The sequence below is a fragment of the Limosilactobacillus sp. genome, assembly GCF_022482365.1.
Classification (GTDB): domain Bacteria; phylum Bacillota; class Bacilli; order Lactobacillales; family Lactobacillaceae; genus Limosilactobacillus.
Map to the genome: position 1 here is coordinate 2070737 of NZ_JAKVPE010000001.1, position 17207 is coordinate 2087943.

General features: G+C 52.9%; 15 protein-coding genes and 1 tRNA gene. 12 read left to right on the forward strand and 4 right to left on the reverse strand.

What is annotated here, in order from left to right; translation table 11 throughout:
• The first annotated feature begins 86 nt into the window (after positions 1-86).
• The 6 genes from uvrB (at position 87) to whiA (ending at position 8554) form a co-directional block, all read left to right on the forward strand.
• Positions 87-2129, forward strand: coding sequence for an excinuclease ABC subunit UvrB (gene uvrB, locus LKE23_RS09740; RefSeq protein ID WP_291977154.1), 2043 nt, complete (start codon positions 87-89; stop codon positions 2127-2129).
• A gap of 11 nt (positions 2130-2140) precedes the next feature.
• A complete protein-coding gene (gene uvrA / locus LKE23_RS09745; RefSeq protein WP_291977155.1) occupies positions 2141-5023 on the forward strand; it encodes an excinuclease ABC subunit UvrA in 2883 nt (960 codons plus the stop codon).
• A 135-nt stretch (positions 5024-5158) separates the two neighbouring features.
• Positions 5159-5668 carry a DUF523 domain-containing protein gene (locus LKE23_RS09750; protein ID WP_291977156.1) on the forward strand — a complete coding sequence of 170 codons (510 nt, stop codon included), beginning with the start codon at positions 5159-5161 and terminating at the stop codon, positions 5666-5668.
• A gap of 64 nt (positions 5669-5732) precedes the next feature.
• The gene (gene rapZ / locus LKE23_RS09755; RefSeq protein ID WP_291977158.1) at positions 5733-6602 is read left to right on the forward strand and encodes an RNase adapter RapZ; all 870 of its coding nucleotides are present in this window, start codon (positions 5733-5735) and stop codon (positions 6600-6602) included.
• 15 nt (positions 6603-6617) lie between these two features.
• Positions 6618-7604 carry a gluconeogenesis factor YvcK family protein gene (locus tag LKE23_RS09760; RefSeq protein WP_291977159.1) on the forward strand — a complete coding sequence of 329 codons (987 nt, stop codon included), beginning with the start codon at positions 6618-6620 and terminating at the stop codon, positions 7602-7604.
• Positions 7605-7615: 11 nt separating this feature from the next.
• A complete protein-coding gene (gene whiA, locus LKE23_RS09765; protein WP_291977162.1) occupies positions 7616-8554 on the forward strand; it encodes a DNA-binding protein WhiA in 939 nt (312 codons plus the stop codon).
• A gap of 96 nt (positions 8555-8650) precedes the next feature.
• Here whiA and clpP read toward each other — a convergent pair whose 3' ends face one another.
• Complete coding sequence (gene clpP / locus LKE23_RS09770) at positions 8651-9244, reverse strand: ATP-dependent Clp endopeptidase proteolytic subunit ClpP (RefSeq protein ID WP_267201285.1); 594 nt, start codon at positions 9242-9244, stop codon at positions 8651-8653.
• A gap of 666 nt (positions 9245-9910) precedes the next feature.
• Here clpP and LKE23_RS09775 point away from each other — a divergent pair.
• Entirely contained in the window at positions 9911-10042 is a 132-nt protein-coding gene (locus LKE23_RS09775; protein ID WP_263851300.1) for a hypothetical protein, read from the forward strand.
• 64 nt (positions 10043-10106) lie between these two features.
• Positions 10107-10652, forward strand: coding sequence for a hypothetical protein (locus LKE23_RS09780; protein WP_291977165.1), 546 nt, complete (start codon positions 10107-10109; stop codon positions 10650-10652).
• A 54-nt stretch (positions 10653-10706) separates the two neighbouring features.
• Here LKE23_RS09780 and LKE23_RS09785 read toward each other — a convergent pair whose 3' ends face one another.
• From LKE23_RS09785 to LKE23_RS09795, 3 genes are all read right to left on the reverse strand, one after another.
• On the reverse strand, positions 10707-11471 hold the full coding sequence (locus LKE23_RS09785; protein WP_291977166.1) for a glucose 1-dehydrogenase: 765 nt from the start codon (positions 11469-11471) through the stop codon (positions 10707-10709).
• Between the two features lie 86 nt (positions 11472-11557).
• Positions 11558-12124, reverse strand: coding sequence for a TetR/AcrR family transcriptional regulator (locus LKE23_RS09790; protein ID WP_291978336.1), 567 nt, complete (start codon positions 12122-12124; stop codon positions 11558-11560).
• A 76-nt stretch (positions 12125-12200) separates the two neighbouring features.
• A tRNA-Arg gene (locus LKE23_RS09795) sits at positions 12201-12272 on the reverse strand.
• Positions 12273-12585: 313 nt separating this feature from the next.
• Between LKE23_RS09795 and gap the strand changes: the two genes are divergently transcribed.
• The 4 genes from gap to eno all read left to right on the forward strand — a co-directional run bounded on the left by gap (position 12586) and on the right by eno (position 17134).
• Positions 12586-13599 (forward strand): type I glyceraldehyde-3-phosphate dehydrogenase, encoded by a 1014-nt coding sequence (gene gap / locus LKE23_RS09800; RefSeq protein WP_291977168.1) that lies wholly within the window; start codon positions 12586-12588, stop codon positions 13597-13599.
• Positions 13600-13688: 89 nt separating this feature from the next.
• A complete protein-coding gene (locus LKE23_RS09805; protein ID WP_267201290.1) occupies positions 13689-14900 on the forward strand; it encodes a phosphoglycerate kinase in 1212 nt (403 codons plus the stop codon).
• 69 nt (positions 14901-14969) lie between these two features.
• A complete protein-coding gene (gene tpiA / locus LKE23_RS09810) occupies positions 14970-15722 on the forward strand; it encodes a triose-phosphate isomerase (RefSeq protein WP_291977169.1) in 753 nt (250 codons plus the stop codon).
• An 89-nt stretch (positions 15723-15811) separates the two neighbouring features.
• Positions 15812-17134: a phosphopyruvate hydratase gene (gene eno, locus LKE23_RS09815; RefSeq protein ID WP_291977170.1), complete on the forward strand. Its 1323-nt coding sequence runs from the start codon at positions 15812-15814 to the stop codon at positions 17132-17134.
• The last annotated feature ends 73 nt before the right edge of the window (positions 17135-17207 follow it).

Sequence of the window (17207 nt, forward strand, 5' to 3'; positions counted from 1 at the left end):
GCCTCGCGGGGGTGGGAAGACGAACTCGCAAGCGAGTTCTGTCCCACCGCCTTGCTTGTATACGGAAAAATAAGGGGGATTTGTCATTGATTTATCGACAACCTGATCGAAAATTTGACCTTGTTTCTGACTATCAGCCGACCGGTGATCAGCCGGAAGCCATCGCCCAGCTCACCAAGGGAATCCAGGATGGCGAGAAGGCCCAGATCCTGTTGGGGGCAACCGGGACCGGGAAGACCTTCACGATTTCCAACGTGATCGCCAACGTCAACAAGCCGACGCTGATCCTCTCCCATAACAAGACCCTGGCCGGCCAGCTCTACGGCGAAATGAAGAAGTTCTTCCCGAACAACGCGGTCGAATATTTCGTTTCCTATTATGACTATTACCAGCCGGAAGCCTACGTGCCGTCTAGCGATACCTACATTGAAAAGGACGCTTCAATCAACGACGAGATCGATAAGCTGCGGAACGCCGCCACCACGGCATTGCTGGAACGCAACGACGTGATCGTGGTCGCCTCGGTTTCCAGCATCTTCGGCCTGGGGAATCCGAACGAATACCAGAACAGCGTGATTTCCCTCCATGTCGGCCAACAGATCGAGCGCGACTACCTTCTGCGCCAGCTGGTGACGATCCAGTATGACCGCAACGACATTGACTTCCAGCGGGGCCGCTTCCGGGTTCACGGCGACGTGGTCGAGATTTTCCCGGCTTCACACGGTGAGACGGCGCTGCGGATTGAATTCTTCGGTGACGAGATCGACCGGATCCGGGAGGTCGACGCGTTGACGGGGGAGGTCAAGGGCGACCGCCAGGAGGTTTCGATCTTCCCGGCAACTCACTTTATGACCAACGAGGACATCATGGACCTGGCCCTGCCGGAAATTGAGGCCGACATGAAAAAGCAGGTCAAGAAGTTCACTGACGAGGGCAAGCTGCTGGAGGCGGAACGAATTCAGCAGCGGACGACCTTTGACATCGAGATGATGCGCGAGGTCGGCTACGTCAACGGGATTGAAAACTATTCTCGCTACATGGATCGGCGCAAACCGGGGGAGCCGCCGTACACCCTGCTGGACTTCTTCCCAAAGGACTTCCTGCTGGTGGTCGACGAGTCCCACCAGACAATGCCTCAGGTACGGGGGATGTACAACGGTGACCGCGCCCGCAAGCAGATGCTGATCGACTACGGTTTCCGGCTGCCGAGCGCCCTCGACAACCGGCCGCTGAAGCTCAAGGAGTTTGAACAGCACGTCAACCAGGTCGTTTACATGTCCGCCACGCCGGGCCCGTACGAAATGGAACAGACCGATCACGTCGTCCAACAGATCATTCGGCCAACCGGCCTGCTTGACCCGACAATTGAGGTGCGGCCGGTAATGGGCCAGATCGATGACCTGGTCGGTGAGATTAACAAGCGGATCGAGCGTCACGAGCGGGTCTTCGTGACGACACTGACCAAGAAGATGTCCGAGGACCTGACCGACTATCTGAAGGACCTCGGGCTGAAGGTGAAGTACCTCCACTCCGACATCAAGACCCTGGAGCGGACCCAGATCATCCGGGACCTGCGCTTAGGCAAGTTCGACGTCCTGGTCGGGATCAACCTCCTGCGGGAGGGTCTGGACGTGCCAGAGGTCTCCCTGGTGGCCATTCTCGATGCCGACAAGGAAGGCTTCCTGCGTAACGAGCGCTCGCTGATCCAGACGATTGGTCGGGCCGCCCGGAACGAACACGGGGCAGTCATCATGTACGCCGACACGGTCACGGAATCGATGCAAAAGGCGATCGACGAGACCAAGCGGCGGCGGGCCATCCAGATGAAGTACAACCAGGATCACGGGATTACCCCGAAGACGATCATCAAGCCGATCCAGGAGGCGATCACGGCCACTACCAAGACGGAGGATACTGGCGAACAAGAGGACGCAAGCGAGTTTACGACCAAGGACTTCGCCAAGCTGTCGAAGAGTGCTCAACAGAACATGATCGACGAGCTGACCGAGCAGATGCAGGCGGCGGCCAAGCGGCTTGATTTCGAACAGGCGGCCACGCTACGTGATACTGTCATGGAGCTCAAGGCCCAGATGAGCGGCAAAAAGACGAAAAAAGTTGGCAATAAATAGAGGGGGATAGCATGGCAAACGATAAAATTGTGATTCACGGAGCTCGCGCCCATAACCTAAAGAACATCGACGTGACGATTCCGAAGAACAAGCTGGTGGTGATCACCGGGCTTTCGGGTTCGGGAAAGAGCTCCCTGGCCTTTGACACCCTCTATGCCGAGGGGCAACGGCGGTACGTGGAGAGCCTCTCCGCCTATGCCCGTCAGTTCCTGGGCCAGATGGACAAGCCCGACGTCGATTCGATCGACGGCCTCTCCCCGGCGATTTCGATCGACCAGAAGACGACCTCACATAACCCGCGGTCGACGGTCGGCACGGTCACCGAGATCAACGACTTTCTGCGGCTGCTCTGGGCGCGGGCGGGGACGCCAATTTGTCCCAACGACCACATCCCGATCACCAGCCAGTCCCCGGACCAGATGGTGGACCGAATCCTAAAACTGCCGGAACGGACGCGGCTCCAAGTGCTATCACCGATCGTCCGCGACAAGAAGGGGACCCAGAAGAAGGTCTTCGACAAGGTCAAGCGGGAGGGCTTCGTCCGGGTTCAGGTCGACGGTGAGACCTATGACCTGGATGAGGTTCCGGAGCTGGACAAGAACAAGAAGCACACCGTCAACGTCGTCATCGACCGGATCATCGTCAAGGATGGCATCCGCTCCCGGTTGTTTGAATCCTTCGAGGCAGCGCTGCGTTTGAGCGACGGGTACGCCATTGCCGACGTGATTGGCGGCGAGTCAATTCCGTTCTCCGAGAAGTACGCCTGTCCGATCTGTGGCTTTACGGTCGGCGAACTCGAGCCGCGGCTCTTCTCCTTCAACGCCCCGATTGGTGCCTGCCCGGCCTGCGAGGGCCTCGGCTCCAAGCTCGAGGTCGACGTTGATCTGGTGGTTCCGGACCGGACGAAGACCCTGCGTGAGGGAGCCATGGCACCGTGGAACCCAATTTCCTCCCAGTACTACCCGGAGCTGTTGGAACAGTTCTGCCAGTCGGTAGGAATCGACATGGACACGCCGTTCAACAAGCTGCCGAAGAAGCAGCAACAGCAGGTCCTCTACGGCAACGGCGACACGACCTTCCACTTCCACTACGAGAACGACTTCGGTGGCGTCCGGGACGTCGACGTACCCTTTGAGGGGGTCGTCAACAACATCAGTCGGCGCTATCGGGAGACCAATTCGGACTTCACCCGCGAGCAGATGCGCAAGTACATGACCGAGCTGCCCTGCCCAGTCTGCCACGGTTACCGGCTCAACCAGCGGGCCCTGGCGGTCAAGATTGACGGCGAAAACATCGGCGAAGTCTCTGAGCTGCCGATCAGTAAGGCAATTGAATTCTTCAAGAACGTCAAATTGTCGGAGCAAAACGAGCAGATTGCCCGGCCAATCCTTAAGGAAATCCTCGACCGGCTGACCTTCATGCAAAACGTCGGGGTCGACTACCTGACGCTCAGCCGGTCGGCCCGGACTCTGTCTGGTGGGGAGGCCCAGCGGATTCGCCTGGCCACCCAGATCGGTTCGAACCTGTCCGGGGTCATGTACGTCCTGGATGAACCGTCGATCGGGCTGCACCAGCGGGACAACGATCGCCTGATTTCCTCACTGAAGGCGATGCGCGACCTTGGCAACACCCTGATCGTCGTCGAGCACGACGAGGACACGATGCGGGCGGCCGACTACATCATCGACATCGGCCCGGGCGCCGGTGAGAACGGTGGTAAGGTGATGGCGGCCGGGACGCCAAAGCAGATCATGCGCTCTCGGAAGTCGCTGACCGGGCAGTACCTTTCCGGCAAGAAGATGATCGAGGTGCCGACTGAGCGGCGGGCCGGCAACGGCAAGCACATCATCCTGAAGGGGGCGGCGGCCAACAATCTCAAGGACATTGACGTCGACTTCCCACTCGGTAAGTTCATCTGCGTCACCGGGGTTTCCGGCTCCGGCAAGTCGACCCTGGTCAACATGATTCTCAAGCGGGTCCTGGCACAGAAGCTGAACAACAACTCCGCCAAGCCAGGCAAGTACCGGTCGATCTCGGGCGTGAAGAACATCGAAAAGGTGATCAACATCGACCAGTCACCGATCGGCCGGACGCCGCGGAGCAACCCGGCCACCTACACCGGGGTCTTCGATGACATCCGGGAGCTCTTCGCCCAGACGAATCAGGCCAAGATGCGCGGCTACACCAAGGGACGGTTTAGTTTCAACGTCAAGGGCGGTCGCTGCGAGGCCTGTCACGGGGACGGGATCATCAAGATCGAGATGAATTTCCTGCCTGACGTCTACGTGCCGTGCGAGGTTTGTCACGGCACCCGCTACAACTCCGAGACCCTAGAGGTTGAATACAAGGGCAAGAACATCGCCGACGTGCTCAACATGACGGTGTCCGAGGCCCTGAAGTTCTTCCACGCCATCCCAAAGATCCGGCGCAAGCTTCAGACGATTGAGGATGTCGGCCTTGGCTACGTTCACCTGGGCCAGCCGGCGACGACCCTGTCCGGTGGGGAGGCCCAGCGGATGAAGCTGGCGGCCGAATTACACCGGCAGTCCCACGGCAAGTCCTTCTACATTCTGGACGAACCGACGACCGGGCTGCACATGGACGACATTAAGCGCCTGCTGGCTGTTCTGCAACGCCTGGTCGACGCCGGGAACACGGTTCTAGTGATTGAGCACGAACTCGACGTGGTCAAATCAGCGGACTGGCTGATCGACCTCGGTCCCGAGGGCGGTGAAGGCGGTGGCCAGGTAGTCGCCACCGGGACGCCAGAAGAGGTTGCCCAGGTAAAGGGCAGCTACACTGGCAAGTACCTCAAGGAAATGCTGGAACGTGACGAGAAGCGAATGGCTGAGCACGCGGCTAAGAAGGCCAAGCGGTCACGCAAGAAAAAGTAGGGTAAATAAAAAGGAGATCAGTGGAATTTCTCATTGGTCTCCTTTAGTGATTTAAAGAGAATTTGCGATTAGTATTGTTATTTGACGATAATGCTTCCAAATAAAGCGTATGCTAGATAGCAAGGAAGTGATCGAATGATTTTACTGAGTGCTTGCCTCGCGGGCTTCAACGTTCGCTACGACGGTGGCAACGCCAAGAATGACCTGGCGGCGCAACTGGTGGCCCTGGGCCAGGCGGTGACGATCTGCCCCGAGGTAATGGGTGGCATGAGCACGCCCCGGGACCCGGCGGAAATTCAAGGTGGCAACGGTGAGGACGTCATTGCCGGCCGGGCCCGGGTGATTAACTGTCGCGGTGTGGACGTTACCAAACAATATCTTCAGGGCGCCCAGCTGGCCCTGTGGATTGCCCGGCGTTACCACGTTCAGGCGGCCTTTTTGAAGCAGAAAAGCCCAGCCTGCGGAACCCAGCTGATATACGATGGGAGTTTTTCCGGAAATAAGATCGCCGGGGTGGGCGTGGCAGCGGCCCTCTTGCGACAAGGCGGTATCCAGGTCTTCGGTGAAACGGAGCTCAGTCGTGAACGGGTCCGTCCCTGGGTAGATCCAACGGTTTGGCCACTGCTGGTAGAAAAGACAAAATAAAGACACACCCGGCTTGATGTGTTACAATACTTGGGTAGTCCTGATAGAGAAGAGAGGAAAATAAATGGCTGATTCTATGCAGGTAGTGATTATTACGGGGATGAGCGGGGCCGGTAAGACCGTGGCCGTTCACAGTTTTGAGGACCTTGGCTACTTCGTGATTGACAACATGCTACCAAACCTGGCGGAGAAATTCGTCGACGTAATTAAAGATTCGGGCGAGTTCGATAAGGTCGCCATGGTGATGGATCTGCGTTCGCGGGGCTTCCACGAGCAGGTCCTGCCGAGCTTAATGAAGCTGCGCCAGCGCAAAGACCTGAGCGTGCGGGTGCTGTTCTTGGACGCGGACAACGTTACCCTGATTTCTCGTTACAAAGAAACCCGGCGTTCCCACCCGTTGGCACCGCAGGGACGCCTGCTGGACGGGGTGGAACTCGAACGCAAGCTGCTGACCGAATTAAAGAGCCGGGCCGACGTGATTATTGATACCACCAAGCTGACGCCGCGCAACCTGAAACTACGGATTAACAAGCTCTTTGGCCACGGCGAGGGCAGCAACTTCTACATTGAAGTGATGTCCTTTGGCTTCAAGTATGGGTTGCCACTGGATGCCGACATCGTGATGGACGTCCGCTTCCTGCCAAACCCGTTCTACGTTCCAGAATTAAAGCACCGGACCGGCAACGATAAGCCAGTCCAGGATTACGTGATGAAGAGCCCGATTGCTCAGGACTTTTACCGGCACCTGATCGCCCTGCTCAAGAGCGCCATGCCTGGCTACATCAAGGAAGGCAAGAGCAGTCTGACCGTTGCCATCGGCTGTACCGGTGGGCAGCACCGTTCGGTTACCATTGCTAACCGACTGGCGGGCGATCTTAAGGAGGCCGGCTACCAGGTTAACCTGGTTCACCGGGACGTGGACAAGGCAAAGTAGGAAGGAAGAAGTTTAATGTTTCGAAAACCAAAGATTGTTGTGATCGGCGGTGGAACCGGCCTGCCAGTCATTTTGCGGGGCCTGCGTGACAAGGACGTCGATGTCACTGCCGTGGTCACGGTTGCTGATGACGGGGGTTCTTCAGGGATCCTGCGCAACTACATCAACGTGGTGCCACCTGGTGATATTCGAAACGGTCTGGTAGCCCTGTCAGAGCTGCCTAAGCTGGAGCTTGATGTCTTCCAGTACCGCTTTAACAGCAACGACCAATTCTTCGCGGGACACGCGATCGGCAACCTGATCATCTCGGCACTTTCGGAGATGCGGGGCGGAATCTTCACCGCCGTCCAGGAGCTGTCGGAGATGATGAAGATCCGCGGTCACATCTATCCGGTGGCTAACGAGCCACTGACGCTGAATGCCGAATTCATGGACGGCACCACCCTGAGCGGCGAGTCTGAAATCACGGCGGCTCACAAGCAGATCAAACGGGTCTGGGTGACCCCGACCCACGATGGGGATGGGCACACCACCAAGCCGGTTCCGGAAGTGATCCAGGCGATCAAAGAGGCCGACCAGATCGTGCTCGGGCCCGGAAGCCTCTTCACCAGTATCCTGCCGAACCTGATGATCAAAGAGGTCGGCCAAGCCGTCTGCGAGAGCAAGGCCGAGGTCGTCTACATCTGCAACATCATGACGCAGAAGGGCGAGACCGACCACTTCACCGATGCCGACCACGTCCGGGTGCTCAACCAGCACCTCGGCCACAACTTTATTGACACGGTCCTGGTCAACATCCGGCCGGTGCCGAAAAACTATATTGACTTTCAGGAATGGAACGAAATTTCCCAGCCGGTCGGCCATGATTTTCAGGGCTTACGCGACCAGGGCTGCCGGGTGATCAGTTCCAACTTCCTGCGCCTCAAGGATAATGGGGCCTTTCACGATCGCGATCTGGTAGTGGCGGAGTTGATTAACCGCCTGCACCAGGTCCATGACTAGGAGGGATTTTTGTGTCGTACGCGAGTGATGTCAAAAAGGAATTAACCGCCATCAAGGTTCACCAAGACAATGCCAAGGCGGAACTGATGGCCCTGATCCGGATGAACGGGAGCATTGGCCTGGGAAATGGGGGACTCGTCCTCAACATTCAAACCGAAAACCCAGCCATCGCCCGGCGGATCTATTCCCTGCTCAAGGAGTTCTACCACGTCGAGAGTGAGATCGTGGTGCGGCGCAAGATGAAGCTGAAGAAGAACAACCAGTACATCGTTCGGCTGCGCAATTCGGCCCAGCACGTCCTCGACGACCTGGGGATCTTACAGAATCTCCAGATCAAGGAACGGGTGCCGCTGGAACTGCTAAAGGACGAGTGGATGGTCCGCTCCTACCTGCGGGGGGCTTTCTTGGCCGGTGGTTCGGTCAATAATCCGGAAACGTCGCGCTACCATCTCGAGATCTATTCCCTGTACGAGGAACACAATGAGATGATTGCCCAGATGATGAACAAATTCGGCCTCAACGCTCAGACGACGGCCCGGCGCAGTGGCTTCATCGTCTACCTGAAGGAGGCCGAGAAGATCGCCGACTTTATGTCGCTGATCGGGGCGACGAACTCGATGCTTCAGTTTGAAAATGTCCGGATCGTTCGCGACATGCGTAATTCGGTCAACCGGCTGGTCAACTGCGAGAATGCCAACATGAACAAGATCGCCAACGCTTCGACCAGGCAGATCGAAAACATCCGCCTGATTGAATCGCGGGTTGGCCTGCAAAGCCTGCCTGATAAGCTGCGGGAGATCGCTGAGACCCGGCTGGCCCACCAAGAGGTCAGCCTCAAGGAACTTGGTGAATTGGTTCCGGGCGGGCCAATCTCGAAGTCGGGGGTCAACCACCGCCTGCGCAAGCTCAACGCCTACGCCGACGAGCTGCGAATGGGCAAAGCTGAATAAACTAAAAGGGTGCAACCGTTGCTGGCTGCACCTTTTTTGATAGAAAAAAAGCGTTTCGACTCGCTAAGGAATCGAAACGCTTTTCATTGATAGTGATTACTTCAGCTTGGAGTTGTTTTCCATTACTCCGTCAAGCAGGCCGTAATCAACGGCTTCCTGAGCGGTGAAGTAGTGGTCACGCTCCGTATCGTGCTGAATCTGCTCCAGGGATTGTCCAGAATTCTTGGCAAGGATGCCGTTCAGCATCTTCCGCGTCTTCAGGATTTCCGTGGCAGCAATTTCAATTTCGGTTTGTTGACCCTGAGCACCACCAGATGGCTGGTGAATCAGAACCTGGGAGTGTGGCAGACCGAACCGCTTGCCCTTGGTACCGGATGATACCAGGACACTGGCCATTGATGCGGCCATCCCGATTACGATCGTCTGCACGTCGGACTTGATGAAGTTCATCGTGTCGTAGATCGCCATCCCAGAGGTAACAACACCACCAGGAGAGTTAATGTATAAGTAAATGTCTTTGGTTGAGTCTTGCGCATCCAAGAATAACAGTTGCGCAACAATGGAATTAGCCATGTCGTCATTGATTGGACCAGACAGCATAATGATCCGGTCCTTCAGAAGCCGTGAGTAAATGTCGTAAGCACGTTCGCCACGTGATGACTGCTCGACGACTGTTGGAACTAAGTTCATAGTGTGGCCTCCTTACTTAAATTAGCACACGTTAGCTGGTATTGCTAACGGATATTAATACTATAACCGATTGGTCAAAAAAGGTCAAATGATTTATCTCTTTTAAATTAAAAAACAGCAACGACCGGGAATTGCCGATCGCTGCTGGGGGAGTAGTCAGAAGTTGTCAAGATAAGAGATTTACTTTTCGTTCAGGTTTTCGGCGAGCATGTCCAGCTCAGCGGCAGCGCTCTGCTGGTCCAGTTCCTTCCAATCTGCAGCGGTCTTGAATACGTTTAATTTACTAGTGTCTTCCATGATGAATACCTCCTGTGATAGATGTTAGCTTTTATTTTTTATAAATTAATTAGTAGCTCCTTAGGACACTTATAATGTACCGCATATTGGTCTGATTTGCAAGTGCCTATTTAACAATATTTGTAAAGGGTTTTCATAAATTGGTCTAGTCAGGAACCCTGAGAACACGACTGGGGCGATTGGTAACGTTTATCAATTTGAAGTAAAAAGTAAAAATAAATTTGCTTTTTTACCTATTGAAAAGTTGGTAACGAGCGCCCAATTAAATTCGCGGGGCGAAATTTAGCCAAGGCTTGCTTTTTGGGACGGGGCCCGGTATAATTGGAACGTTAATTATTTTACGTTTGATATTAAAGGAGGCATAGATTCATGCGTAAAGCACACCCATACGGCGTTCAAGGCCGTCGCCCAGTTGCTCCTAAGTACAAGCGAGCATTAAAAGAAAAGAAGATCGAAGCTATTCGTAAGTGGGCTAAGGAAAAGCCAGCAGACGAAAAGTAATTCGTTAATGAAAGAGAGCTGCCAGCGATTGGCAGCTCTTTTTTTACAGAGAAGGACGATAACAATGGAAGCTTTGATGAAAAGGGCGACAACCTGGTCGGGGATTGGCCTGCTTATGTTGACGATTCTCTACCTGATTTTCCCTCAAAAAATTTTGTTGAGCCTCGTGCTGACCTTTTTGGTAACATTCTATCAACTAGGGATGCGGCTGGTTGTTGGCAACGTAATTGAACCACGATTAAAGCTTGATCAGGATTGTCGCTGGTTCAGGGTGACGGCGGGCGAGCAGCGTCTTTACCGCTTGCTGAAAGTAAGGAAGTGGAAAAGCTTTCTGCCAACCTATTCGCCAGAAAAATACGACCTGCGCCGGCGTTCACTGCCTCAGCTTATCCAAACGATGATCGCCGCGGAGTTTGACCACGAATTGATGTTTATCTTAACCTATTTGCCCCTGATCCTGATTGTACCGTTTGGTGATCCGGCAATCTTTATCAGCACGTCCGTCATCGTGAGCCTGATTGAACTGCCCTTCATCATTCTCCAGCGCTATAATCGAGCACGGCTGCAGAGGCTGCTTCGGCGCCGGGAGCGGCGTCAGCGGATGAAATGAAAATCAAAAAACGCAAAGGCCTAGTTTTCACCGGCCTTTGCGTTTTTAATTCTATTATTTGTAAATCAATCCGCCATCAACGACAATCGCCTGACCATTTACGTAATTGGCTTTGTCACTTGCCAAGAATGAGACCACGTTGGCGATGTCTTCCGGTTGGGCAGGACGCCGCAGAGCAACTTCAGCGCTCTTTTGCTTCTCCAGCTCATCCGGCGAGATATGAAGCTGTTGGCTGTAATTCTTCACGATTTGCTTCATCATCGGTGTCATCGTGTAGCCTGGGCAATAGCAATTAGTCGTGATGCCGTATTTGCCAAATTCACGGGCCGCTGCTTGGGTTAGCGAACGAACGGCGAATTTAGTGGCGGAATAGCCACCGTGGTTTGGAGAAACCTTGTAGCCACCGACTGATGAGGCGTTGATGATCTTGCCGGGAGTTCCCTGCTTAATGTACTGCGTTGCCGCTGCCTGGATGCCAAAGAGGACCCCCTTCATGTTGACGGCAATCAACTGATCAAATTCTTCCGCCGTCATTTCGAGCAGAGGGTATTCTTTCGAGATCCCGGCATTATTGATCATTACATCCAGCTGGCCGAACTCACCAACGGTTTGACTAACTAAACTATCGACGTCCTCTTTTTTGGAAACGTCCGCTTGAAAAGCTTTAACCTGATTGTCGGCAAATTGACTAGCGAATTGTTCTGCGTCCGCCAAGTTATAATCGCCAATTGCAACTTGAAATCCGTCAGCCACTAATTGACGAACAATTGAAGCACCAATGCCCTTGGCACCGCCAGTAACGATTGCAACTTTCTTCATGAAAATCATCCCTTCATCATTTGATGACTTAATCGTAGCCAAAAGATAAAGAGAGGGCGTTACAACTTTGGCTCTAACTGTAACCCTCAGAGGGCGGCGATGATTCTTCCGAGCTGGCGGTCGTAGTGGTCGGCCTGTTCGAGCGTAATTGGGGTGTTGTTGGCAAGCGTGTAGGTAAAGACCGTGATCAGGTAGCTAGCAATGATCTCGAGGTCCAGATCGGAAAAATAGTGTTCGCGGAAATAATGGTACTTGATACTGACCTTGTACTTGTGAATAAAGGTGGGGGAGGGGTTAGTAACCAAAAAGGCCTTAAATGTTTCCCGGTTGGCCTGCAAAAAATTCCGCATCTTCTTTAGGTAGTGGGGATAGGAGGGATTAGCAAAGTCAAAGAACTTGAGCTGATAGCTTACGTGAAGCAAGTTGGCAACAAAATTGCTCTCCAAAACCTCCTTAATTTCCCACGTATTACTAAAGTAGCGGTAGAAAGTGGGCCGAGAAACCTGAGCGTGCCGGCAAATCGCGGTGATCGAAATATGCTCAAAGTCCATTCGCTGGTACAAGTAGAGGAAAGACTTGCTGATGGCCTGCTCAGTTGAATTGAGGGGAACAGCATGACACAGCTGGGATTGGTAAGGATTGTTCATCGCCATGAATGCCTCCTAAATGCTTATAAAAAAATAAACAGGGCACTGGACAAACCTGTCACAGCACCCTGCAAATAAAAAATGCGCCCCCCGGGAGTCGAACCCGGATCTCGAGAACCGGAATCTCACGTGCGATCCATTACACTAAGGGCGCAGAGCTGATTTACTTTGTGTTGAATCAATCAACGTCTATTATAATATCCTAATTCTTGCCCTAATGCAACTATTATTTGAACTTTTTAATCAAGATAACGTTTTCACAAGAAAATGCAAAATTTCTAGGGCGATTGAATAGACTTTTGCCCGCAAGGTGAGTATTATAAGACTCGTAAGGTTTGTATCTTGCTTAGACTTACCAGATTGTTCTGGCCAGTTAGAACCAGTCTAATTGATTGGCGCAAAAGCCGGAATGTGATAAACTAAGCATGTGCACTAACTATGTTTTTCCTAAAGGAGGAAATTGCAGTATGACTGTAAAGATTGGTATTAATGGTTTCGGCCGTATTGGTCGTTTGGCATTCCGTCGTATTCACGAACTCAACACTGATGACATCGAAGTTGTTGCTATCAACGACTTGACTTCACCAGAAATGTTGGCTTACTTACTGAAGTACGACTCCACCCAGGGTCGTTTTGATGCTGAAGTTTCATCAAACGACAAGGGCATCGTCGTTGACGGTAAGGAATACCCTGTATACGCAGAACGTGACGCACGTAACATTCCTTGGGTAAAGAACGACGGTGTCGACTTTGTTCTTGAATGTACTGGTTTCTACACTTCTGCTGAAAAGTCACAAGCTCACCTGGACGCTGGCGCAAAGCGTGTCCTGATTTCCGCACCTGCCGGCAACATCCCAACTGTTGTTCCTGGTGTTAACCTGGACACTCTGAAGGCTGACGACAAGATCGTTTCCGCCGGTTCATGCACCACGAGCTGCCTGGCACCAATGGCATACTTCCTGAACAAGAACTTCGGTATCAAGGTTGGTACCATGACTACTGTTCACGCCTACACTGGTTCCCAAGCCGTTCTTGACCAACCACGGGGCAAGAAGTTCCGTAACAACCGTGCTGCCGCTGTGAACACTATTCCTCACTCTTCAGGTGCTGCTAAGGCTATTGGCCTGGTTATCCCTGAACTGAACGGTAAGCTTTCCGGTCACGCACAACGTGTTGCCGTTCCTACTGGTTCATTAACTGAACTTGTTACTGTTATGGACAAGAAGGTTACGGTCGACGAAGTTAACGACGTTATGAAGAAGGCTGCTGAAAACAACCCAGCATATGGTTACACTGAAGACCCAATCGTTTCATCCGACATCATCGGCTCAACCTTTGGTTCTGTCTTTGACCCATCCCAGACTGAAATCATGGAAGGCGAAGACGGCACTCAATTAGTTAAGACCGTTGCTTGGTACGACAACGAAAACGGCTTCACTTGCAACATGATTCGGACTCTGCTTCACTTTGCAAATCTGTAATCTGATTGCTTAAATAAGCTTTTTCAAAAGGTGGGAGGAGGAGACTCCAACCACCTTTTTTCTTAACAGAGAAGGAGGAAACATAATTCATGGCTAAGTTAACTGTTGAAGACCTGCCTTTAGAGGGCAAGAAGGTATTAATGCGGGTGGACTTCAATGTCCCGATTAGTGACGACGGTACAAAGGTTGAAGACGACAACCGGATCGTTGCTGCTCTGCCAACTATCAAGTACGTAATTGAGCACAACGGTAAGGCAATCCTGTTCTCCCACCTTGGCCGGATCAAGAAGGAAGAAGACAAGCCTGCTAAGTCATTGAAGGCCGTTGCAGAACGCCTGTCCAACCTGCTGAACAAGCCAGTTACCTTTGTTCCAGTAACGGAAGGCAAGCAGCTGGAAGATGCCATCAACGCAATGAACGATGGTGACGTTCTGCTGGTTCAAAACACCCGTTACGAAGACGTTAAGGATGGCGAATACGTCAAGCGTGAATCCGGCAACGACCCTGAACTGGGCAAGTACTGGGCTTCCCTTGGTGATGTCTTTATCAACGACGCCTTCGGTACTGCTCACCGGAAGCACGCTTCCAACGTCGGCATCGCTACTAACATGCCAGGCAAGGCTGCCGCTGGTTACCTGATGCAAAAGGAAATTAAGTTCTTGGGTAACGCCGTTGACAACCCAGAACGTCCATTCGTTGCCATTCTGGGTGGTGCTAAGGTTTCCGACAAGATCGGTGTGATTGATCACCTGCTGGAAAAGGCTGACAAGATCATCATCGGTGGTGGGATGGCCTACACCTTCTACGCTGCCAAGGGCATCAAGACTGGTGACTCCCTGGTTGAAAAGGACAAGATCGATGTTGCCAAGCAAATCCTTGACAAGGCCGGTGACAAGCTGGTTCTGCCAATCGACAACGTGGTCGCTGACAAGTTCGACAACGACGCCAACACCAAGGTTGTGGAAGGCGACATTGACGATGGCTGGATGGCATTAGACATCGGTCCAAAGTCCATTGCTGAATTCGAAAACGTTCTGAAGGACGCCAAGACGGTTGTTTGGAACGGCCCAATGGGTGTCTTTGAAAAGCCAAACTTTGCCAAGGGAACCCTTGAAATTGGTAAGTTCCTTGGTACCCTGAAGGATGCAACCACGATCGTCGGTGGTGGTGACTCCACGGCCGCTGTTAAGCAATTAGGCGTTGCTGACAAGCTGACCCACATCTCCACTGGTGGTGGTGCTTCACTGACCTACCTTGAAGGGAAGACTTTGCCAGGAATTGCTGCAATTTCTGATAAGTAATTTAAATCATTATTAAGCGGAACATGCCAAACGGTATCGTTCCGCTTTTTTACAAAGGAGGAGAGCGCGATGCGGGTTCCGATGATTGCCGGAAACTGGAAAATGAACAAGACGGTCGATGAGGCGGTCAGCTTTGTCAACCAGATTAAAGACCAATTGCTGCCAGCCAATCAACAGGAGACGGCGCTGGCGGCACCGACCCTGTCTCTGGTGCCAATGGTGCAGGCGGCCGCGGGTTCGCCCCTGAAGGTGATGGCGGAGAACTGTTACTACCAGGACGCGGGAGCCTTTACCGGGGAGACCAGCCCCCGGGCCCTGTATGCCGCCGGAATCCACCACGTCATTCTCGGCCACTCGGAGCGCCGGACCTACTTTCATGAGACCGACGAACTGATCAATAAGAAGGTCAAGGCGGCGCTGGGCAACGGTCTGTGTCCAATTGTCTGCTGTGACGACACGATGGGCCGGCGGGTGGCCAACGACCAGAAGATTCACTGGGTGGTCAACCGGATCTTGGAGGACGTCAAGGATCTCAGCCAGAACGAGGTGGCCAAGGTAACGATCGCCTACGAACCGAGCTGGGCAATCGGCACCGGCCAGAGTGCCGATCCGAGCCAGGCGGAGGAGGGCTGCTACCTGATCCGCCAGACCATCGCCGACATGTATGGCGAGCAGATTGCAAACGAGGTCCGGATTCTTTATGGCGGCAGCGTTACGACCAAGAACGTCAACGCGTTGATGGCCAAACCGGATATCGACGGGGCCCTGGTCGGAATCGCCAGTCTCGATCCGCAAACCTTTTTGCAAATCGTCAATCATTAGTGGCGAAAAGCTTGTTTTTAGTTGTGCAAGATAATACAATATTAAAGTGGAATGTATCCAAATAATAAGACAGAGGAGAGATTCATCAAATGTCACTTATTACAGATATTTACGCCCGTGAAGTTCTTGATTCACGTGGTAACCCAACCGTTGAAGCCGAAGTTTACACTGAGGCTGGCGGTGTTGGCCGTGGAATTGTTCCTTCAGGTGCTTCAACTGGTGAACACGAAGCCGTTGAATTGCGTGACGGTGACAAGGACCGTTTCGGCGGCAAGGGTGTTCTGAAGGCCGTTTCCAACGTTAACAACATCATTGCGAAGGAAATCGTCGGCATGGAAGTTACTGACCAAATCGCTATCGACAAGGCCATGATCAAGCTGGACGGTACTCCAAACAAGGGTAAGCTTGGTGCCAACGCCATCCTGTCCGTTTCATTAGCTGCTGCCCGTGCTGCTGCTGACGAACTGCAGGTTCCTTTGTACAACTACCTTGGCGGTTTCAACGCTCACGTTATGCCAACGCCAATGATGAACGTTATCAACGGTGGTGCTCACTCTGATAACAAGGTTGACTTCCAGGAATTCATGATCATGCCAGTTGGTGCACCAACTGTCCGTGAAGCTATTCGTTGGGGTTCAGAAACTTTCCACGCCCTGAAGAAGGAACTGGAAGACGCTGGTAAGGTAACTTCTGTTGGTGACGAAGGTGGATTTGCTCCTGACTTTGCTAACAACGCAGAACCATTCGAATACCTGATCAAGGCCATCAAGGATGCCGGTTACAAGCCAGGCAAGGACATTGCCATTGCCTTTGACGTTGCCGCTTCCGAACTGTGGGACAACGACACCAAGAAGTACAAGCTTCGTTGGTCCACTGGTGAAGAATACACCACTGACGAATGGATCGACTACCTGTCCGGGATCATTGAAAAGTACCCAATCGTTTCTGTCGAAGACCCAATCGACGAAAACAACTGGGATGACTGGGTAACCCTGACCAACAAGCTTGGTAAGAAGGTTCAACTGGTTGGTGACGACTTCTTCGTAACCAACACCGACTACCTGAAGAAGGGTATCCGCATGGGTGCTGCCAACTCCATCCTGATCAAGCTCAACCAGATCGGTACGCTGACCGAAACTGTTGAAGCTATTGAAATGGCTAAGGAAGCTGGCTACACTGCCATCGTTTCTCACCGTTCTGGTGAAACCGAAGACACGACCATCGCTGACCTGGTTGTTGCTACGAACGCCGGCCAGATCAAGACTGGTTCTATGAGCCGGACTGACCGTCTTGCTAAGTACAACCAGCTGATGCGGATCGAAGACCAACTTGGCGACGTTGCTCAATACAAGGGCATCCACTCATTCTACAACCTGAGTGAACAAGCTCGTCAAGACATCGAAAACCGTTAATTTATTAGCGATTGACGAAAGAGCTGTGGCATTTTGCCGCGGCTCTTTTTTGTTTCTCGAGTTTTGATAACGC